The organism is Kitasatospora acidiphila (assembly GCF_006636205.1).
Taxonomy (GTDB): domain Bacteria; phylum Actinomycetota; class Actinomycetes; order Streptomycetales; family Streptomycetaceae; genus Kitasatospora; species Kitasatospora acidiphila.
Genome location: NZ_VIGB01000003.1, coordinates 1,644,328 through 1,663,187 on the forward strand (window position 1 = coordinate 1,644,328; position 18,860 = coordinate 1,663,187).

Annotated in this window: 17 protein-coding genes and 1 pseudogene; 4 read left to right on the forward strand and 14 right to left on the reverse strand. The window is 71.6% G+C overall.

Going from position 1 to position 18,860, the window contains the following annotated elements; translation table 11 throughout:
* Positions 1-44 precede the first annotated feature (44 nt).
* The 6 genes from E6W39_RS08325 to E6W39_RS08350 form a co-directional block, all read right to left on the reverse strand.
* Complete coding sequence (locus tag E6W39_RS08325; RefSeq protein ID WP_141632979.1) at positions 45-842, reverse strand: SGNH/GDSL hydrolase family protein; 798 nt, start codon at positions 840-842, stop codon at positions 45-47.
* Between the two features lie 331 nt (positions 843-1,173).
* Complete coding sequence (locus E6W39_RS08330) at positions 1,174-1,971, reverse strand: SGNH/GDSL hydrolase family protein (RefSeq protein WP_141632980.1); 798 nt, start codon at positions 1,969-1,971, stop codon at positions 1,174-1,176.
* 349 nt (positions 1,972-2,320) lie between these two features.
* Positions 2,321-3,118, reverse strand: coding sequence for an SGNH/GDSL hydrolase family protein (locus E6W39_RS08335; RefSeq protein ID WP_141632981.1), 798 nt, complete (start codon positions 3,116-3,118; stop codon positions 2,321-2,323).
* A 158-nt stretch (positions 3,119-3,276) separates the two neighbouring features.
* A complete protein-coding gene (locus E6W39_RS08340; RefSeq protein WP_101383577.1) occupies positions 3,277-3,639 on the reverse strand; it encodes a VOC family protein in 363 nt (120 codons plus the stop codon).
* A gap of 301 nt (positions 3,640-3,940) precedes the next feature.
* The gene (locus tag E6W39_RS39130) at positions 3,941-4,546 is read right to left on the reverse strand and encodes an NUDIX hydrolase (RefSeq protein WP_180356725.1); all 606 of its coding nucleotides are present in this window, start codon (positions 4,544-4,546) and stop codon (positions 3,941-3,943) included.
* Positions 4,547-4,762: 216 nt separating this feature from the next.
* Positions 4,763-5,668 (reverse strand): hypothetical protein, encoded by a 906-nt coding sequence (locus E6W39_RS08350; RefSeq protein ID WP_141632982.1) that lies wholly within the window; start codon positions 5,666-5,668, stop codon positions 4,763-4,765.
* Between the two features lie 157 nt (positions 5,669-5,825).
* Here E6W39_RS08350 and E6W39_RS08355 point away from each other — a divergent pair, with 157 nt between their 5' ends.
* Both E6W39_RS08355 and E6W39_RS08360 read left to right on the forward strand, forming a co-directional pair.
* Positions 5,826-6,995, forward strand: coding sequence for an exonuclease SbcCD subunit D (locus E6W39_RS08355; protein ID WP_141632983.1), 1,170 nt, complete (start codon positions 5,826-5,828; stop codon positions 6,993-6,995).
* Positions 6,992-10,141 carry an AAA family ATPase gene (locus tag E6W39_RS08360; protein ID WP_141632984.1) on the forward strand — a complete coding sequence of 1,050 codons (3,150 nt, stop codon included), beginning with the start codon at positions 6,992-6,994 and terminating at the stop codon, positions 10,139-10,141. The genes E6W39_RS08355 and E6W39_RS08360 overlap by 4 nt, the downstream gene beginning before the upstream one ends.
* A gap of 126 nt (positions 10,142-10,267) precedes the next feature.
* On the opposite strand, the gene E6W39_RS08365 is transcribed toward E6W39_RS08360, so the two are convergent.
* From E6W39_RS08365 to E6W39_RS08375, 3 genes are all read right to left on the reverse strand, one after another.
* Positions 10,268-10,525 (reverse strand): hypothetical protein, encoded by a 258-nt coding sequence (locus tag E6W39_RS08365; protein WP_407658371.1) that lies wholly within the window; start codon positions 10,523-10,525, stop codon positions 10,268-10,270.
* 66 nt (positions 10,526-10,591) lie between these two features.
* A complete protein-coding gene (locus tag E6W39_RS08370; RefSeq protein ID WP_141632985.1) occupies positions 10,592-11,014 on the reverse strand; it encodes a secondary thiamine-phosphate synthase enzyme YjbQ in 423 nt (140 codons plus the stop codon).
* Positions 11,015-11,179: 165 nt separating this feature from the next.
* Positions 11,180-11,449 (reverse strand): hypothetical protein, encoded by a 270-nt coding sequence (locus tag E6W39_RS08375; RefSeq protein ID WP_141632986.1) that lies wholly within the window; start codon positions 11,447-11,449, stop codon positions 11,180-11,182.
* An 860-nt stretch (positions 11,450-12,309) separates the two neighbouring features.
* On the opposite strand from E6W39_RS08375, the gene E6W39_RS08380 reads away from it, so the two are divergent.
* Together E6W39_RS08380 and E6W39_RS08385 are read left to right on the forward strand one after the other, a co-directional pair.
* The gene (locus tag E6W39_RS08380; RefSeq protein ID WP_141632987.1) at positions 12,310-13,326 is read left to right on the forward strand and encodes a glycosyltransferase family 2 protein; all 1,017 of its coding nucleotides are present in this window, start codon (positions 12,310-12,312) and stop codon (positions 13,324-13,326) included.
* A 138-nt stretch (positions 13,327-13,464) separates the two neighbouring features.
* Complete coding sequence (locus E6W39_RS08385) at positions 13,465-14,133, forward strand: lysophospholipid acyltransferase family protein (RefSeq protein WP_141632988.1); 669 nt, start codon at positions 13,465-13,467, stop codon at positions 14,131-14,133.
* On the opposite strand, the gene E6W39_RS08390 is transcribed toward E6W39_RS08385, so the two are convergent.
* From E6W39_RS08390 to E6W39_RS41125, 5 genes and pseudogenes are all read right to left on the reverse strand, one after another.
* A complete protein-coding gene (locus E6W39_RS08390; protein WP_181799158.1) occupies positions 14,106-16,088 on the reverse strand; it encodes an ABC transporter ATP-binding protein in 1,983 nt (660 codons plus the stop codon). The two genes, E6W39_RS08385 and E6W39_RS08390, sit on opposite strands and share 28 nt — an antisense overlap.
* Before the next feature lie 82 nt (positions 16,089-16,170).
* Entirely contained in the window at positions 16,171-16,935 is a 765-nt protein-coding gene (locus tag E6W39_RS08395; protein ID WP_141632990.1) for an SDR family NAD(P)-dependent oxidoreductase, read from the reverse strand.
* Positions 16,936-17,015: 80 nt separating this feature from the next.
* Complete coding sequence (locus tag E6W39_RS08400; protein ID WP_456152132.1) at positions 17,016-17,510, reverse strand: DUF7144 family membrane protein; 495 nt, start codon at positions 17,508-17,510, stop codon at positions 17,016-17,018.
* Positions 17,511-17,678: 168 nt separating this feature from the next.
* The gene (locus tag E6W39_RS41120; RefSeq protein ID WP_228718027.1) at positions 17,679-17,951 is read right to left on the reverse strand and encodes a hypothetical protein; all 273 of its coding nucleotides are present in this window, start codon (positions 17,949-17,951) and stop codon (positions 17,679-17,681) included.
* Positions 17,952-18,256: 305 nt separating this feature from the next.
* A pseudogene (locus E6W39_RS41125) lies at positions 18,257-18,754 on the reverse strand (glycosyltransferase family 2 protein); the annotation flags it as partial.
* Between the last annotated feature and the right edge of the window lie 106 nt (positions 18,755-18,860).

Below are 18,860 nucleotides of genomic sequence, written 5' to 3' on the forward strand. Positions count from 1 at the left end.
GGTGTTCAGTGGCACTGCTTGGCTGATGAGGGGTCAGCCAAGCATCAGGCGTTGGCCGCGAACTCCGGCAGGTAGGCGTCGGCCTGGCCGGCCGCGGTCGGGTGGTAGCTCTCGGTGGTCGGGATCGTTGTGCTGTGCAGCCACTGGTCGGAGTCGCCGCAGATCTCGTGGCCGGCGTCGAAGTCGCCTCTCACGTCGGCGAAGCTGAAGCCGGCGTCGGCGGCGGCCTGGCTGATCACGCCGTCGATGACGTCGGCGGCGCCGTCGATCGCGCTGCGCGAGGTGTCGCTGATGCCGAACACGCAGCTGCCCGGGACCTGGTAGAGGTGCGGGTAGTCGAGCACCACCACATGGGCGTTCGGCGCCGCGTTGCCGATCGCCGAGAAGGTGTTCGCCAGCAGGCCCGGCAGGGTGTTCTGGGCGAACGACTCGGCGCTGTTGACGGAGCTCAGGCAGGCGCTGGTGCCGCTCAGCACGCAGGTCTTCATGGTGTTGGCGAAGCCTGCGTCGTTGCCGCCGATGGTGATGCTGACCTCGGTGGTCGAGGAGTTGAGCGCCGAGACCTGGCTGTTCAGGACGTCACTGGTGGTGGCGCCGGAACAGGCCACGTCCGTGAAGTCGGACGCGTTCTGCGAGGCCCACAGGTAGGGGTACGAGTTGTAGCTGCGGTCGCAGCTTCCGCTGCTGCCGACGTAGTTGCCGGCTCCCACCCCGGCCGAGTAGGAGTCGCCCAGCGCAACGTAGTTGACCGTCGCCGCATTGGCGGGTGAGGCGAGGAAGAGGGTGCCGGCGGCGAGGGCGCTCGCCATGACCGCACCGGTGAGAACACGCGCGGAGCGCATGGGTCCTCCATTGGTAGGAGAGTGACGGGAGTTACTGGCTGGTACCAGCGGGACTGAGTAGACCAGTGGAAAGCGCCCCCGGGAAGTGCTCATGCCAAAGTCGTTATCGTGAATTCGCTTGCTAGCCCACGGAGTTGGCCGGAATGTCGAAAACCGTCCCGCCGAGGTGGCGTTCATCTGGCAATCGTCACAAAGGATTCACCGTCGACGGCCGCTAGGACCGCGTCTCCACGGCCGAGGCGCGCGTCGAACACGGGCAGCACAACGGCCGCGCGGGCCCTCAAAACCCGCACGGTCGTTGCCGGTTGACCACTCGAGGCGGCCGGACCGGTCAGGCGTTCGCGGCGAACTGCGGCAGGTAGCCGTACTCCTGACCCGACGCAGTCGGGTGGTAGCTCTCGTTGACCGGCAGCGTGGTGCTGTGCAGCCACGACGTGGAGCTGCCGCAGATCTCATGGCCGGCGTCGAAGGCGGCTCTCACGTCGGCGAACTTGAATCCGGCATTGGCGGCGGCCTTGCTGATCACGCCGTCCAGGATGTCCGCGGCGCCGTCGATCGCGGACCGGGAGGTGTCGCTGATGCCGAACAGGCAGTCACCCGGAACCTGGTAGAGGTGCGGGTAGTCGAGCACCACCACATGGGCGTGCGGCGCCCTGGCGTGGATCGCCGCGTACGTCTGCGCCAGCCGGCCGGGCAGGGTGTTCTTGGCGAACGACTCCGCGCTGGACACCGCGCTCAGGCACTCGTCGGTGCCCTGCAGCACGCAGGTCTCCATGGTGTTGGCGAAGCCGGCGTCGTTGCCGCCGATGGTGATGCTGACCTCGGTGGTGGAGGAGTTGAGCGCCGAGACCTGGCTGTTCAGGACGTCACTGGTGGTGGCGCCGGAACAGGCCGCATCGGTGAAGCCGGACGCGTGCTGCGAGGCCCACAGGTAGGGGTAGGAGTTGTAGCTGCGATCGCAACTGCCGCTGCTGCCGACGTAGTTGCCGGCTCCCACACCGGCGGAGTAGGAGTCTCCCAATGCCACGTAGTTGACCGTGGCCGCATTGGCGGGGGCGGCGAGGAAGAGGGTGGCGGCGGCAAGGGAGCTCGCCATCAGCGCACCGGTGGCAACACGGGCAGAACGCATTGGTCCTCCATGGGGTGCTACGAGAGTTACTGAGTAGTACCAGTGGGACGCGCCACCTGGAAGCATCCGAACCGAATATGGCGCTACGAATTTCCTTAGTAGCCGTCGGTGCCGGTCCGGATGGAGCAAGCCGGCCCAGTGGCGGCCTTCGGCGGGGCGTTCGGTGACGGCGGCAACACCGCAGCGCAACGGCCATGCGGGGCAGGGAGGGCCCCGCATGGCCGTTGCGCACAGCCGTGGCCGCGCTCATGGTGCGGGTGGCGCTGATGACGCTGGTGGCGCTGGTGGTCGTGATGATCCGGCGTTGCGTTCGACTGGCGAGATCAGCCGATCATCGGGCCGGCGGTGATCAGGCGTTGGCCGAGAACTCCGGCAGGTAGCCGTACTGCTGGCCGTCCGCCGTCGGGTGGTAGCTGTCGCTGATCGGCCAAGTGGTGCTGTTCAGCCACTGGTCCGAGTCGCCGCAGATCTCGTGGCCCTGATCGAAGCTGCTTCTCACGTCGGCGAAGGTGAAGCCGGCGTTGGCGGCGGCCTTGTTGATCACGCCGTCCAGGATGTCGGCGGCGCCGTTGATCGCGGACCGGGAGGTGTCGCTGATGCCGAACAGGCAGCTACCCGGGACCTGGTAGAGGTGCGGGTAGCTGAGCACCACCACATGGGCGTTGGGCGCGTGGGAGTGGATCTGCGAGTAGGTGTTGGCCAGCAGGCCGGGCAGGGTGTTCCGGGCGTACGACTCGGCGCTCGACACCGCGCTCAGGCACGAGCTGGTGCCGGACAGGACGCAGGTCTCCATGGTGTTGGCGAACCCGGCGTCGTTGCCGCCGATGGTGATGCTGACCTCGGTGGTCGAGGAGCTGAGCGCCGAGAGCTGGCTGCTCAGGACGTCGCCGGTCTTGGCACCGGAGCACGCCACGTCGGTGAAGTTGGCACCGGTCTGGGCGGCCCAGAGGTAGGGGTAGGAGCTGTAGCTCCGAGAGCAGCTGCCGCTGCTGCTGTCGTAGTTGCCGGAACCAACGCCGGCCGAGTAGGAGTCGCCCAGCGCAACGTAGTTGACGGTGGCCGCGCTGGCGGGGGCGGCGAGGGAGACGGTGCCGGCGGCAAGAGCAGCGGCCGTGATCGCACCAGCAACAACACGAGCGAGACGCATTGAGCCTCCACGGGAGAGTGATGGGGGTTACTCAGTGGTACCAGTGACGCCCGTCCCCGGGAAGTGCCCATGCCAAATATGTTGATGTGAATTCTCTTGGTAGAGCACGGAGTTGGCCACGATGTAGCGAACTGGTCGCTTGAGATGGTTTTCGGTGACTATTCGTCACAAACGATTTCGAGCTCGAAGCCCTGGCCGTCCACCAAGTGCACTGCCGCGCCGGTGTCCACCCGCAGCGTCCAGCGAGCCGCGAGGGCGGCGCTCACCGCGGCCCGCGAGCCGTGCACCGCAAGGTGGTTGAGCCCAGCGCGCAGCCGGTCGTGACCGCCGGGGCGCAGCGCCGGCGACTGCTCCAGCACCAGGTAGCTGTCGCCGAGGCGCCAGCTGCGTCCCGCGTCCCAGCTCTGGAACGGCAGGCATCCCAGGGCGAGCAGCACCGGGGACCACTGCTCCTCGGCCAGCACCAGGTCGTCCACCCAGAGCTCGATGTGGTGGATGAACCCCCTGCGCGGCCCGGACATCTGGCTCCCCTCGGATCGTCAGCTTGCTCGCACCCGCCGGTCGCACCCGACCCTAGCCGACCCCGCGCGCATCGACCCGCAGAACCGAACATGATCCCGGCCACCCGTGGCAACCCTCACACCCCGACCGCTGGCCCGACGCACGGTGGCACGAACCCCGGGCTGCGGTGCCACCTGCGCCAGGCCGCCCTGTGACGCACCCCGCGACTGCGGTGCACGGCCGTTCGCTCTGCAGCGCGCGCCCGGACTGCGGTGCCAATCGCACCCGGCCACCCTGCCGCGCCCCGGAACGCAGCGCGGCTCACACCCCGGGGAAGACCTCGCACCCCGTCACCGGCAGCTCCTCGATCTCCTCGTTCGCCGCCGCCGGCACCCCGAACTCCGCCACCGCCACCCGCACCGCAGCCCGCGCCTGCCGCAGCCCCGGCACGCCCCACCCCAGCAACTCGACCGCCAGGCCCGGCGCCACCAGCAGTCGCCGGTAGTGGCGCCCCGAGGCCGGGTCGGGCCTGCTCGGGCCGACCGCACGCAGCTCGGCGGCCATCCGGACCCGCGCGCACTCGTGCCCGTTGTTGGCGGAGCCGACCCGGTCGTAGAGGTAGCCCAGGTAGTGCGCCGGACCGATCACCGCCTGCGCCTCCTCGCCGGCCTCCCGAGCCAGCGCCGCTCCGGGATCCCCGGCGTCCTCCGCCTCCAGCGAGCCACCGGGCAGGCTGACCACGCCGTCCTTGGGGTTGATCAGGGTGAGCACTCGCCCGTCCGGCGCGAAGAGCCAGCCCCAGGACTGCTTCACGGGGAGCCACGGGGGCACCGGTTCCGCCGGCCGCCACGGCCAGCCTGCGGCTGGGCGACGCCGGACCCGGCCGAGCAGCTCAGCGATCTCCGCGCTGTACTCGATCCGCTGCATGGGGCCCCCTCCGGTCTCGGGCCGGTCGGTCCGGCTGTGCTGGTTCGTTCGCCGGCTTCGCCGCGCCGATCGGGGTTGCGCGGGGTCCGACCTGTTGATCTTCCCCGAACAGGCGGGCGATGAACAGCCCTCGCGCCCGCATGGGGCACAACCGCGACACGACTGCAGCACGTGTCGGACGCAACCGAGACTCGCCGCCTCCCAAGGGCCGTCACCTCACCCTCCCGCACCCAATGACACCCCCGATCCGCGCCCCAACCGGAACCCGGCCCGGATCCGCACCGGCCCGCACCCCGGGCGCACCAGCCCCGCCCTCCGGTCCGGCAACCGAGCCAGCAGCACCCGCAGCTCCTCGACCGCCAGCGGCGCCAGGCCACCGCACGCCAGCCGCCAGCCCCGCACCGTGTGGCACGGCGCCGCCCGGCTCCGGGCCGGCCCCGTGCTGGCGGTCAGCAACTCGCCGCGCGCACCGCTCGCCAACCCGGCAGCCAGCAGCGCGCGGAACGCCTCGGCCTGCCGCTCCCCCGCGACCCGCCGACCGCCGGCCACACAGGCCTCGTGCTCGACGACCTGCCGCTGCTCGGCTCGCGCCCAGCGCAGCAGCAGCCTATGACGCCCCTCACCGAGCCCGCTCAGCAGGTCGTCGTACAACCGCTCCGCAACCCGGACGGCCGCCCTCGCACCGGGCCGCCCGGCCAACTCCGCCAGGGCCACGGTCAGCCGCACCCGGGCCAAGTGGTCGTCGACCAGCGCGGGCAGCAGCTGCGCCATCCGCTGACCGGCATAGACGAACGGCTCACCGGCCAGCTGCGGATCGGCCGCATACGCCACCCGCGCGGCCGGCGCACCGGGCCGCAGCCCGCGCACCGTGCAGTAGTCCAGGTAGTCCACCGGCTCAAGCACCCGCAGGTGGACCGCCACCCCATGACCGTCGATCCCACGCAGCTGGCGCTCCGCCTCGCGCAGGTACCGCCCGTAGTCGGCCGGGCCCAAGAGGCCGACCGCACGCAGCCGGCCGTAGTCCATCGCGTCCGCCACGAGCGCGACCGCCACCGCCGCGCCGCCGGCCGCCGGCAGCGGCGCCGGAGCCACCAGGGACACCGCCTGCTCCATGATCACCACGTCCTCTCCCGGAACTGATCGAGTCGCTGTCACTTCGCCATCGAACCTACTCACTGCCACTGACAATCGACGTTCCGTCACCGTCTCAGCGCGCGGTCGGGGCTGCCGGGATCGTCGGGGCCGCTGTTCTGTCAGAGGTGCCCGCTAGGGTCGAAGCATGCGACTGCTGCATACCTCCGACTGGCATCTGGGGCGCTCCTTCCACCGGGAGAGCCTCCAGGAGGCCCAACACGCCTTCCTCGACCACCTGGTGCACGTGGTCGAAACCGAGCGCGTGGATGCCGTGCTGGTCGCCGGAGATGTGTACGACCGGGCGCTGCCCGGTCTGGAGGCGGTCGCGCTCTTCGACGAGGTGCTGCACCGGCTCGCCGACCTCGGCGTGCCGACCGTCTTCATCAGCGGCAACCACGACTCGGCCCGGCGGCTCGGGGTCGGCTCCGGTCTGATCCAGCGGGCGGGCATCCACCTGCGGACGGACCCGGGGGCGGTCGCCAGGCCGGTGCTGCTGTCGGACGCGCACGGCGAGGTCGCGGTCTACGGACTGCCGTATCTTGAGCCGGTGCTGGTCCGCGAGCGGTTCGGGTTGGAGCGCGGCGGGCACGCGACCGTGCTCGAAGCCGCGCTGGAGCAGGTCCGGGCCGACCTGGTCGCCCGCCCGGCGGGGACTCGGTCGGTGGTGCTGGCGCATGCCTTCGTCACCGGCGGCGCGCCGAGCGACAGCGAGCGGGACATCGCCGTCGGCGGCGTGGCCAGCGTGCCGGCCGAGCTGTTCGACGGCATCGACTACGTGGCCCTCGGCCATCTGCACGGCGCCCAGACCCTGGCCCCGCACCTGCGCTACAGCGGCTCGCCGCTGGCGTACTCCTTCTCCGAGGCCCGGCAGCGCAAGACCATGTGGCTGGTGGACTTGGCGGCCGACGGCTCGGTGGCTGCCCAGCGGATCGACTGCCCGGTGCCCCGGCCGCTGGCCTGTCTGCGCGGCACCCTCGCCGAGCTGCTGACCGCACCGGAGTACGGCGAGTTCGAGGACTGCTGGGTCCAGGCGACGCTGACCGATCCGAGCCGCCCCGCCGAGCCGATGGAGCAGCTGCGCCGCCGCTTCCCGCACACGCTCCAACTGCTCTTCGAGCCGGCCGAGGAGCCCACCGACCGGGCGGTCTCCTACGCCTCCCGGGTGCGCGGGCGAACGGACTTGGAGGTGGCCGAGAGCTTCGTGCGGCACGTCCGCCCCGGCGTCGAGCTGGTCGGGCGGGAGCGGGACTGGCTGCGCGAGGGCCTGGAGCAGGTCCGCACGGACCAGCAGCAGCGGGCGGAGCTGGCGCGATGAGGCTCCATCAGCTGACCGTCACCGCCTTCGGCCCGTTCGCCGGCCGCGAGCGGGTGGACTTCGACACGCTCACCACCGGCGGCCTGTTCCTGCTGCGCGGTGCGACCGGTGCCGGCAAGAGCAGCCTGCTGGACGCCGTTTGCTACGCGCTCTACGGCGAGCTGCCGGGCGCTCGGCGAGCCAACCGGATGCGCAGTGACCACGCCGACCCGGGGGTGCTCACCGAGGTGCGGCTGGAAGTCACCCTGGGCGGACGCCGGTTGGAGATCACCCGGATCCCCGAGCAACCGCGGCCGAAGAAGCGCGGCACCGGGTTCACCGTGGAGAAGGCGCAGACCCTGCTGCGCGAGTGGGCGGCGGACGCCGACGACGGCACGCCCGGCTGGCGAGCGGCCAGCCGCTCGCACCAGGAGGCCGGTGAGGAGCTGCTGCGCCTGATCGGCATGAGTCGGGAGCAGTTCTGCCAGGTGGTGCTGCTGCCCCAGGGTGACTTCGCCCGGTTCCTGCGGGCCGACGCGAGCCAGCGGGCGGAGCTGCTCGGCCGCCTCTTCGACACCGAGCGGTTCCGGCAGTTGGAGACCTGGCTGGGTGACCGGCGGCGCGACCAGGAGGCCGCCGTGCAGGCCGACCGGCACCGGCTGCGCGAGCTGATCAGCCGCACCGAGCAGGCGGCCGGCGAGCCCTGGCCGACCGAGGCGGCACCGGAGGAGGCGCTCGGCTGGGCTGCCGTGCTGCGCGAGTCGGCAGCCCAGGCGTTGGCGGTCCGCACTGCGGCGCTCACCGCCGCCGAGCGTCACCATGTGGACGCGCAGGGTGAGTTGGCGGAGCAGCAGGAGCTCGCCCATCGCCAGGCCGAACACACCGAGGCGGTCAAGCACGCCGAGCGGCTGGCGGCCACGGCCGACCAGGAGGCGGCCGCGCGGGAGCGGCTGGCGCTGGCTCAGGCGGCGCTGACCGTGGAATCCGCACTCCGCCAGCACACCCAGGCCGCCACCGCCCACGACCGCGCCCGCAACACCGAGGCCCAGGCCCGCGCCCAGCTGACTCGCGCCTGGGACCAGAGCCAGCCGGCCGGCACCCCGGCGGGAGCCCCCAGCACTCCCCGCACCGAGGCGCACGCGGAAGCCACCACCTACCCCAGCGACCCCAGCAACACCCAAGCACCACAACAGCCCACCACCCCGGCCCCCACCACAGCGCACGTCGCCGCCACTCCCCTCCCGCATGCCCCCGCCGACCGCCTGGCGGCGGCGGAGGCCGCCACCCGGGAGGAGCTCGGGCGGCTTGAGGCCGCCGCGGCCGACGAGCGCCGGGCCGCCGCGCTCGCCGCCGAACAGCAGCGGGAGGCGGCCGAGCGGCGGCGGGCCGAGGAGCTGGCCGAGGAGGCGGAGCGCTGGCTGGCCGAGCAGCAGGACGCCGCCGAGGCCGGCCACCAGCGCGAGGAGGCCGCCAGGGCCACCGCGCTGCGTGCCGAACAGCTCGCCGCCCAGCGGACCGAGGCCGAGCAGCGGGCCCAGGCCGCTCACCGCCGCGACGAGTTGCGGGCCCGGATCACCCACGACGAGCACGCCCTCCTGCCGATCCGGCAGGCCGCGCTGGCCGCCCGTGAGCACTCCCTCGATCTGCGTCAGCGCCGACTCGACGGCATGGCCGCCGAGTTGGCCGGCCGGCTGGGCCCGGACCAGGCCTGCCCGGTCTGCGGCTCTGCCGAGCACCCGGCCCTCGCCGTCGCGCCCACCGCCCCGGTCGGCGCGGCCGACGAGGAGGCCGCGGCCGCCGCCCAGCAGGCCGCCGAGGATGCCCGTGCCGCAGCCGAGCGCGCGCTGACCGAGCTGCGGCTGCGCGAGGCCGCCGCGACCGCGACCGCCGGCGAGCAGTCGGTGGGCGAGCTCGCCGCACACCTCGCCGAGCTCACCGAACAGCACCGCAGCGCGCTGCGGGCAGGCGAGGAGCTGACCGTGCTGCTCCAGCAACGGGAGCAGTTGGAGCAGCGGCACCAGCACTACACCGAGCAGCTGCGGCAGGCCCGGGAGCGGGTGGTCGCCCGCACCACGGGCCTGGAGCAGCGAGCCGCGGAGCAGGCCGAGCTGGCCGCGCGGATCGCCGCCGCCCGGGGTGACGCCCCGTCGGTGGCCGCCCGCGCCGCTCGGCTGAGCCGCCTGGCGGAGGCCCTGTCCGCCGCCGCGCAGGCCGCCCGGGCTACCGAGCAGGCGGCAGCCCGTCTGCGCGACGCCGAGCAGGAGTTGTCCCGCACCGCCACCACGGCCGGTTTCGCCTCACCACGGCAAGCCGCCGGGGCCGCGCTGCCGCCCACCGAACTGACCGCCCTGCGGCACCGCCTGGAACAGCGGGCCGCCGAGCGGCGCAGCGTCGACCAGGCGCTGGCCCGCCCCGAGTTGGCCGCGGCCGCCGGTGCGCCGCCGGCCGATCCCGGCGCGGCCCAGGCGACCCTGAACGCCGCGACGGCCGCGCTGCGTGCCGCCGCAGCGGCGGAGCACGCCGCCCGCCAGCGGGTCGAGGCGCTGCGCGAGCTCGGCCACGGGCTGGCCGAGTTGTCCCGCAAGGCGGCACCACGGCTCGCGGAGTTCGGCGAGATCAGCCGACTGGCCCAACTGGCGGGCGGCACCAGCGGTGAGAACCGGCTGAAGATGCGCCTGGAGTCCTATGTGCTGGCGGCCCGCCTTGAGCAGGTGGCCGCCGCCGCGAGCGCCCGGCTGGTCAGGATGTCGGGCGGCCGCTACACCCTGGTGCACAGCGACGAGCGCAGCGCGGGCGGCAAGCGGTCCGGCCTCTCGCTGCTGGTGGTCGACTCCTGGACTGGCACCGAGCGGGACACCGCGACGCTCTCCGGTGGTGAGAGCTTCTTCGCTTCACTTGCGCTCGCGCTGGGCCTGGCGGACGTGGTGACCGACGAGGCGGGCGGCATGCCGCTGGACACCCTCTTCATCGACGAGGGCTTCGGCACCCTGGACGAGCAGGCCCTGGAGGAGGTCATGGACGTGCTCGACGGACTGCGCGAGCGGGACCGGGCGGTGGGCATCGTCAGCCATGTCGCCGATCTGCGCCAGCGGATCCCGTCCCAGCTGCTGGTGCACAAGACCCGCTGCGGCTCGACCCTGCGCCCGACGACGGCGGACGCTCCCTGAGCCGGACGCCCACGCCGCCGCCCACCGTCGTCCCCTGAGCCCGACGCCCACCGCCCGCAGATGTCCCGCCCACCGTCTCCCCTGAGCCGGACGACCGCGAACGTCCCCTGAGACCCCGGGCAGGCGTCAGCCCGAGCAGGCGCTGCGCTGGGCCTGCTGCCAGGCGCAGCGCGGGCAGAGCGGGCTGCCCGCGATCTCGGCCGGGTACTCGGTGGGTTCGCCGCACAGCACGCAGGCGGCGCGCGGGCCGTCGCCTCGGTCATCGCCCCGGTTGTCACCCGGGCCGTCACCAGGACCGTCGGCCGGACTGTGGCCGGCCAGGTTCAGGGCGCGGAGCGGGTCATCGGTGCCCGGCACCGCGCAGTAGCCGCTGTCGTCGCTCACCCGAGCCCGCTCCTCCCGATCGCGCTCACCCAGACCACACCCACCCCGACCACACCCACCCCGATCTCACCCCAGGAACGAGAGCCGGACGGTGCGCCGCGGATTGTCGCCGTTGGTGTCGATCAGCACCACCGACTGCCAGGTGCCCAGGGCCATCCGGCCGCCGATCACCGGCAGGGTGGCGTGCGGGGCGATCAGACCGGGCACGACGTGGTCGCGGCCGTGGCCGGGGCTGCCGTGGCGGTGCCGCCAGCGGTCGTCGGGGGGCAGCAGATCGCGCAGCACGGCCAGCAGGTCGTCGTCGCTGCCCGCGCCGGTCTCCAGCACGGCGACCCCGGCGGTGGCATGCGGCACGAAGACGTTGAGCAGCCCGTCCCGCTCGACCGCCACCTCCTTGAGGTACGTCGCGCAGTGCTCGGTGATGTCGAGCGCGACCTCGCGATCGCCGGTGATGATCTCGAAGATCCTGGACTGGAAGCTCTCGGCCATGGCGCCCATCCTGCGCTCTGCCGAGGCTTGGGGACAACTTCTCGCCCGTACCCGGGCATGTCTATGACCCGATGGGCGGATATCGCCCGTCGGGTCGACCGCCCCCGCGCCCGGCCCTCAGCGGGTCGGGACGCAGGGGTCCTTGCCGGTCACCACCCGCCGGGGTCAGCCCCGGCTGCCGAACAGGCTGCGCTTGAGCCGCCGCAGCGGCGCGAGCAGCCGAACACGGGTGGTACTGCGGCGCGGGGCCGCATGGGTGCTCACGCCACGGGGCGTCAGTTCCCTTATCAAACCGAGTGCCTCCGCGGTGTCGACCGTGGAGAGCGCGGGCGCGCCAAGCACTGACAGGTGGCGATCGATCCGCCGACCTGCCGCACCCACGCCGCACTGAATGGCCGGCACGCGGGGCCTGGTCCGCACTTGCATGTGTTCCATCAGTAATTCCCACCCCTACGAGGCGCCAGGGCCGTGAGGCGAAGACTATCCGTGTGCGACGGTCCTCACGCAACCGTCCTGGTGTTCTTGCCACCGTATCGTGTGATGACAAGTCACGTGGCATCCGGTGCCCCGAGCTCGGTCACGACTGCGCATCGATGCGTCCGTAGCGGCTTGCTGACGACCCGTCATGCAAGTAATGGCGCAACCTTCCGGCACCTCCATCCGCACGGTGCCGGCTTCGCGACCGCCCGCCATTCACCCCCGCGGGCAGGCTCGCGCCGCACGCGTGCCACCCTTGCGCTCCCCTTTGCGCACCCCTCGCAACCGCCTTCTCAGCCTCGGCACTCATTATTCAGAAACTGAACGCAAACGAGGGATTGACGTGGGGCTTCCTTCCAAGGAGTATCTGATCCAACGCGCGATACAAGCATGAGCTCCACTGCGCGTTCGATATATGAACACATTGTGTGATAACTTCCACCACTTCCTGGAACCAATGTCCGGCCGTCTCGACGCTGCGGCGGCCCGGCTTCAGGCAGTGGGGGATCGGCGGCCGGTCGTTGAGGGTCGGCCTGGCCGCCACAACCGACTGCCGGTGCCGTGCGCCTCCCGCTGGTGCGGCACCGGCGGTCGCCGTTGCATCTGACAACCACTGTTGCGCCTGACAGCCACTGTCACGCCTCACGGTCAGCGTTGCGTCTCACGGTCACTGTTGCGTCTCATGGTCGCCGTTGCCCTGACGGTCCTGACGGTCACCGTCGCTCCGGTGGTCACCGTTGCCTCTGTAGAGTGACGAAGTCAGGCGCCCCGCTCCGCGGCGGGCGGCCCCAGCCCGGAGAACAGAGGACAGGAAGAGCGTGCCAGCCCTCCTCAGCATCGTCGTCCCGGTCCACGGCGTGGAGCGCTTCCTCCCGCACTGCCTGGACTCCATCCTGGCCGGCCGGCAGGCCCAGGACTTCGAGGTCATCGCGGTCGACGACCTCTCCCCGGACGGCTGCGGCGCGATCCTGGACGAGTACGCCGCCCGGGACCCCCGGCTGCGGGTGCTCCACCTCACCGAGAACCAGGGCCTGGGCGGCGCCCGGATCGCCGCACTGCCCGAGGTGACCGGCGAGTACGTGTGGTTCGTGGACAGCGACGACTGGCTGCCCGAGGGCGCCCTGGACGCCGTGCTGGCCGAGCTGCGGACCGAGCGCGCCGCCGAGGTGCCGCTGGACGTGCTGATCACCGGCTTCAACCACGTCTACCCGGACGACAGCACCGAGCCCAACCCCTGGCGCCACCTGCTGGCCGGGTCGCCGCTGGAGACTCCCGAGGGCAGCACCCTGCGGGCTCACCCCTCACTGCTGCGCACGGTGTTGTCGGTGTGGAACAAGGTGTTCCGCCGGGCATATCTGGACGACCTGGGCGTCGCCTTCGGCCGCGGCTACTACGAGGACATCTCGGTCACCTATCCGGCGCTGATGGCCGCCACCCGGCTGCGCTACCTGGACCTGCCCTGCTACAACTACCGCCGCGGCCGGCCGGGGGCGATCACCGCGACCTCCTCCCCCAAGCACGCCGACGCCTTCGCCCAGTACAACGCGATCTTCGCCTTCCTGGACCGCCACCCGGAGCTCGCCGACCTGCGCACCCTGGCCTTCGAACGGACCGTCAAGCAGGCACTGACCGTCTACGACTCCCCCGGCCTGGTCCCGACCGAGTTGCGCGGCCAGTTCTTCGGCCGGATCGGCGAGCACTTCGCCGCCCACCGCCCGGACGGCTACCGGTTCCCAGGCGGGGTGACGGGCGTTCAGTACCGGCTCGCGGCGCGGGGCAGCCGGCGCGGCTACGACGAACTGCGCCGGGCCGGCCGACTGCTGCGCCGCGGTTGACCGACCACTGCGCCCTGGTCGACCGATCCGCGGGCACCAGGAGCCAAGGACCCGGCACAGATGATATGAAGGGGCCTTCGGAAAAGTAACCGGCCGGTAACGCCGATCCGGACAGCGCCGGTGACCGGGGAGGGACACATGATCAAGATCATCACCAAGCTGGTGCTCAAGCCGTTCTCCAAGGCGGTCTACCGGCCCGTCGTCGAGGGTCTGGAGAACGTGCCGCGCAAGGGCGGGGTGATCCTGGCCAGCAACCACCTGTCCTTCATCGACAGCGTGGTGATCCCGCTGACCGCACCGCGTCCGATCAGCTTCCTCGCCAAGGTCGAGTACTGGCAGGGCAAGGGCTTCAAGGGTCGCGTGATGCGCGGCTTCTTCGAGGCGATCGAGGCGGTCCCGGTGAAGCGCGGCGAGATCCACCTGGCCCAGGTGGCGCTGGACTCCGCCCTGGCGGTGCTGGAGAACGGCAAGGCGTTCGGCATCTACCCGGAGGGCACCCGCTCGCTGGACAAGCGGCTCTACCGCGGCAAGACCGGGGTGGCCTGGCTGGCCCTGAAGGCGGGCGTGCCGGTGGTCCCGGTGGCGCTGGCGGGCACCGACGAGATCCAGCCGGTCGGCACCCGCCGCCCCCGGATCCGCAAGGTGACGGTCAAGTTCGGCGAGCCGCTGGACTTCTCCCACCTGCACGGCCAGGAGCGCAACGCCCGGGTCCGCCGCCAGGTCACCGACGAGGTGATGGCGGCCATCCACGCGCTCTCCGGCCAGGAGCTGGCCGAGGTCTACAACGAGGTGCCCAAGGCCGCCTGAGCGGCCAGCACCCCCACCGGCTCCAGCCCCACCCCGGCCGACTCCGACTCCACCGCGTCCGACCCCACCGGCTCCGACCCGACCGGCGCCGACCCCGCGGCCGCCTGGTCGCCGCCCTCCCGGCGCAGCAGCGCGGCATAGCGGCCGCCCAGCTCCAGCAGCTCCCGATGGGTCCCCAGCTCGACCACCCGGCCGTGGTCGAGCACGGCTATCTGGTCGGCCTGGCGGATCGTGGACAGCCGGTGGGCGATGGTGATCGTGGTGCGGCCGGCCGAAAGCGCGTCGAGCGCCTGCTGCACCGCCCGCTCGGTCCGGTTGTCCAGCGCGCTGGTGGCCTCGTCCAGGATCAGCACCGGCGGGTTGCGCAGCACCGTCCGGGCGATCGCCAGCCGCTGCTTCTCGCCGCCGGAGAAGCGGTAGCCGCGCTCCCCGACCAGGGTGTCGTAGCCGTCCGGCAGGCTCGCGATGTGGTCGTGGATCTGCGCGGCCCGGGCGGCGGCCACCAGCTCCTCGTCGGTGGCGTCGGGCTTGGCGAACCGCAGGTTCTCGGCGATCGAGGCGTGGAACAGGTAGGTCTCCTGGGAGACCACGCCGACGGAGGCCGCCAGGGTGTCGAAGGCGAGCTCGCGCACGTCGACGCCGTCGATGGTGACCCGCCCGCTGGTGACGTCGTAGAGGCGGGGCACCAGGTAGCTCAGCGAGGTCTTGCCGGAGCCGGTCTCGCCGACCAGGGCCAGCGAGCTGCCGGCCGGCACGGTGAGGTCGATGCCGGCCAGGGTGCCGGCGGGCTGCTCGGTGTCGTAGCCGAAGTCGACCCGTTCCAGCCGGACTTCGCCGCGCACCCGGGGCAGCCGGATCGGCTCGGCCGGTTCGGCGAGCTCCACCGGCAGGTCCAGGTACTCGAAGATCCGCTGGAAGAGCGCCAGCGAGGTCTGCACGTCGACGCCCGTGGAGAGCAGCGAGACCGCCGGGCGGAACAGCGCCTGCTGCAGCGAGACGAAGGCCACCAGGGTGCCGATGGAGATCAGCGGGGCGCCGTGGTGGGCGGTCAGGCCGGCCGCCCAGTAGATCAGCGCGGGCATCGCGGCCATCACGATCTGGATGATGTTCATCCGCCAGCGCCCGGCCATGCTGGAGCGCACCTCCAGGTCGGCGAGCTGGTCGGACTGCTCGGCGAACGACCGGGAGAGCGAGTCGGAGCGCCCCATGGTGCGGCCGAGCAGGATGCCGCTGACCGACAGCGACTCCTGGACGGCGGAGGAGAGCACGGCGAGCTGCTTCTGCCGCTCGGAGGTGATCCGCTTGCGTTCCCGGCCGACCCGCCGGCTGATCCAGACGAAGACCGGCAGCAGCACCAGTGAGACCACGGTGAGCCGCCAGTCCAGCGCGACCATGGCGACCACGGTGGCCACCACGCTGGTCAGGTTGGAGACCAGTGAGGTGGCGGTGGAGGTGACGGTGGACTGCATGCCGCCGATGTCGTTGGCGATCCGGGACTGCACCTCACCGGTGCGGGTGCGGGTGAAGAAGGCCAGCGACATCCGCTGCAGATGGGCGTAGACGGCGGTGCGCAGATCGTGCATCACCCGCTGGCCGACGGTGGTCGAGATCAGCGTCTGCAGCACGTTGAAGACGCTGTTGACCACGGCTGCGGCGATCATGCCGAGGACGAGCAGGCTGAGCAGGCCGGTGCGGCCGTGCGGGATCGCGGTGTCCAGCACGGCACGCAGCAGGAACGGCGTGACCACCGAGACCACCGCGGAGGCGGCCACCAGCAGGCCGACGACGGCCAGCCGGGCGCGGTAGGGCTTGAACAGGCGCAGGATCCGCCGCAGTTGGGCGGGCGGGCGAGGCTCGCCCGCAGCGCGCGCGGGCGGCGTCCAGTCGATGCGGTCGGGCCTCACGAGACCTCCAGGCGGGACGCGGACGGGTTGGCCGGCACTGGGCACGGCCATCTTGGCGAGGATAGCTCATTGTTAGCGTAACTAATAATGAGCTACCGTCACCGAATATTCCGCCCCGGCCGGGGTGACCCCGTCAGTACTTCCGGCCGGCCTTGCTGGACATCTTGCCGAGCCGCCCGCTCGGCAGCACTCGGGCCAGCGCCACGACCAGCTTGTAGCGCTTGCTGGGCACCGAGACGGCCCGGCCGTGGGCCAGGTCGCGCATCGCCTCGTCCACCACCCGGTCCGCGTCCAGCCAGGCCCAGGACGGGATGTTCTTGGTGCCCATCCCGGCCCGCTGGTGGAACTCGGTGTGCACGAAGCCCGGACAGAGCGCCATCAGCCGCACGCCGGTGCCCGCCAGGTCGCGCGCCACGCCCTGGGTGAAGCTCACCACCCAGGCCTTGGTCGCCCCGTAGGTGCCGCGCGGCACGAAAGCGGCCACCGAGGCGACGTTCACCACTCCCCCGAAGCCGCGCTCCCGCATCCCCGGCAGTGCTGCGCCCGTCAGCCGCAGCACGGCCTCCACATGCACCTTGAGCATGTCCAACTCGGCCTCCAGCGGTACCTGGAGGAAGGTGCCGCGGTTGCCGAAGCCGGCGTTGTTGATCAGGATCCCCACCGGCCGGGCGTCATCCCGCAGCCGGTCCTCGACGGCGCCGATCCCGGCCTCGGTGGCGAGGTCCGCGGTGAGCACCTGCGCATGGACGCCGTAGCGCTCGTGCAGTTCGGTCGCGGCGTCGTCGAGGCGCTTGGTGTCCCGGGCGACCAGCACCAGGTCGTGGCCTTCCCTGGCCAGTCGGCGGGCGAAGGCGGCACCGAGCCCGGCGGTGGCGCCGGTGATGAGGGCAGTTGTCATGACCCGACGCTAGCGGGTGGGCCGCAGCGGCGGCACGCGGCCCTATCCGCGTGCCGCCGCCGACTGTACGGCAACGTGCCTCAGTGGGGAGGCGGTGGCGGCGGCTGTGCCCCGGCGCTGGGAGGCGGCGGCGGTGCCACGTATTCCCTGGGTGGTTCCACTCTGTGCGTACCGGCTGTCAGCGCCCAGATGATGAAGACGTCGACGCCGATGAGCACGATGGCCCAGACCGGGTAGTACGGCAGCCAGAGGAAGTTGACGACCATGTTGAAGCCGACGACGACCACGCCGATCACCCGGGCCCACACCGCACCCGTGAAGAGCGCGACGCCCGCGAGCATGATCAGGATGCCCAGGATCAGGTGGAACCAGCCCCAGCCGGTGACGTTGAAACTGTAGACGTAGTTGCCGGTGATCACGTACCGGGTGTGGTTGGCGATCGCGGAGATGCCCTCGAACACCGCCATCAGGCCACCGAAGATCATCAGGCAACCCGCGAACATGGTCCAGCCGGTCGCGAACGGCTTCCGATATGTCTCAGCGCCCCCCGGCGACATACTGACACTACTGCCCATTTCCGGTCTCCTTAAGGAGCAGACTGTCGCTGGTTCAGCGACCCGGTCGGAGGCCTCCTGCTCTCAACGCTGGCACGGCACACCCCCGGCCGCTACTCCAGGCGGTGGACGACAGCGGGGCCCCAGCCCGAGAGCTGGAGCCCCGACACGGCGAACACCGTTGCCGTACTAGCCGCGCACGGCCTCCGGGGTCGGCGCCGGCGGCTGGGCCGACTGCCGGGCCGCGGCCTTGCGGGCCCGCCGGTAGAGCCGGTGCACCCGCTGCAGCGCGACCATCTCGTCCATCCGGTCGGCCAGGGTGAGCTGGTACTTCAGCTTCGCCGGGCCGCTGCGGAAGTCGGCGACCCGCTCGACGCCGATCGCCCGGAGCAGCCGGCTGACGTGCTCCTGGTAGAGCTTGCGGTAGTTCTTGTCGCCCTCCGGCAGCCACCAGAAGAACATCGGGATCTCCTCGACCAGGCAGTTGTGGTCGTAGGAGTCCAGGTACTCGCGGAACTTGGGCTCCGGGCGGGACGACAGCCACTCGCGGACCAGCTCCATCGAGCGGACCCGGTCCACCAGGCCCTGGGGTTGGTGTGCATCTGGGTGATCGAGACCTCGCCGGCCTCGCGCTCCCGCCAGTGGTAGATGTGGTCGCTCAGCACGTCCACGCTCCCGGCCAGGTAGTGGTGCGGCACGCTGACCGGCGCGTCCTCGTAGAGGATGCCCTCGGGGTAGAGGATGCCGGCGCCGTCGAAGAAGCTGCGGCGGTAGACCTTGTTCCAGGCGGTGCGGTCGGTGACCAGCGCCGGGAGCGCGGTGACGTGGGTCTTCAGCCGGGTCTCGCGGAACGGCTTCACATGCGCACCGGACTGGTAGTAGCCGACCGAGCGGAACCGCAGCACATTGCCGCACGCGAAGTCGGAGCCGGTCTCGTCCAGCGTGCCGATCATCAGCTGGTAGGCGTGCGGCGGCACGGTGTCGTCGCTGTCCACGAAGGTCAGGTACTCGGTGCCCTCGGCGAGGTTGCGCCAGCCGGTGTTGCGGGCCGCGCCCAGGCCCTTGTTCTGCTGGCGGACCAGCCGGAACCGGGCGTCCTTGGCGGCGTAGGCCTCGGCGATGGCGGCGCTGGAGTCGGTGGAGCCGTCGTCCACCATCACGCACTCGAAGTCCGCGAAGGTCTGGGCCGCGATCGAGTCGAGGCACTCTTCGAGGTAGCGCTCGACATTGTACACCGGGACGACGACGGAGAGTCGGGGGGCCATCGGCGGGGCGGGCCTTTCGATCAGGGGCGGTGCGACCCGGCCGGAGGCGATCGGGGCCGTGCGACCCGGCCGGCGGCCGGTCACCTTGGGTGACCGGCCAGGGGTG

Coding starts and splice junctions, on each gene's coding strand:
- E6W39_RS08325 (WP_141632979.1), bottom strand. CDS start 842: ATGCGCTCCGCGCGTGTTCTCACCGGTGCGGTCATGGCGAGCGCCCTC.
- E6W39_RS08330 (WP_141632980.1), bottom strand. CDS start 1,971: ATGCGTTCTGCCCGTGTTGCCACCGGTGCGCTGATGGCGAGCTCCCTT.
- E6W39_RS08335 (WP_141632981.1), bottom strand. CDS start 3,118: ATGCGTCTCGCTCGTGTTGTTGCTGGTGCGATCACGGCCGCTGCTCTT.
- E6W39_RS08340 (WP_101383577.1), bottom strand. CDS start 3,639: ATGTCCGGGCCGCGCAGGGGGTTCATCCACCACATCGAGCTCTGGGTG.
- E6W39_RS39130 (WP_180356725.1), bottom strand. CDS start 4,546: ATGCAGCGGATCGAGTACAGCGCGGAGATCGCTGAGCTGCTCGGCCGG.
- E6W39_RS08355 (WP_141632983.1), top strand. CDS start 5,826: ATGCGACTGCTGCATACCTCCGACTGGCATCTGGGGCGCTCCTTCCAC.
- E6W39_RS08360 (WP_141632984.1), top strand. CDS start 6,992: ATGAGGCTCCATCAGCTGACCGTCACCGCCTTCGGCCCGTTCGCCGGC.
- E6W39_RS08370 (WP_141632985.1), bottom strand. CDS start 11,014: ATGGCCGAGAGCTTCCAGTCCAGGATCTTCGAGATCATCACCGGCGAT.
- E6W39_RS08375 (WP_141632986.1), bottom strand. CDS start 11,449: ATGGAACACATGCAAGTGCGGACCAGGCCCCGCGTGCCGGCCATTCAG.
- E6W39_RS08385 (WP_141632988.1), top strand. CDS start 13,465: ATGATCAAGATCATCACCAAGCTGGTGCTCAAGCCGTTCTCCAAGGCG.
- E6W39_RS08390 (WP_181799158.1), bottom strand. CDS start 16,088: ATGGCCGTGCCCAGTGCCGGCCAACCCGTCCGCGTCCCGCCTGGAGGT.
- E6W39_RS08395 (WP_141632990.1), bottom strand. CDS start 16,935: ATGACAACTGCCCTCATCACCGGCGCCACCGCCGGGCTCGGTGCCGCC.
- E6W39_RS08400 (WP_456152132.1), bottom strand. CDS start 17,510: ATGGGCAGTAGTGTCAGTATGTCGCCGGGGGGCGCTGAGACATATCGG.
- E6W39_RS41120 (WP_228718027.1), bottom strand. CDS start 17,951: ATGTTCTTCTGGTGGCTGCCGGAGGGCGACAAGAACTACCGCAAGCTC.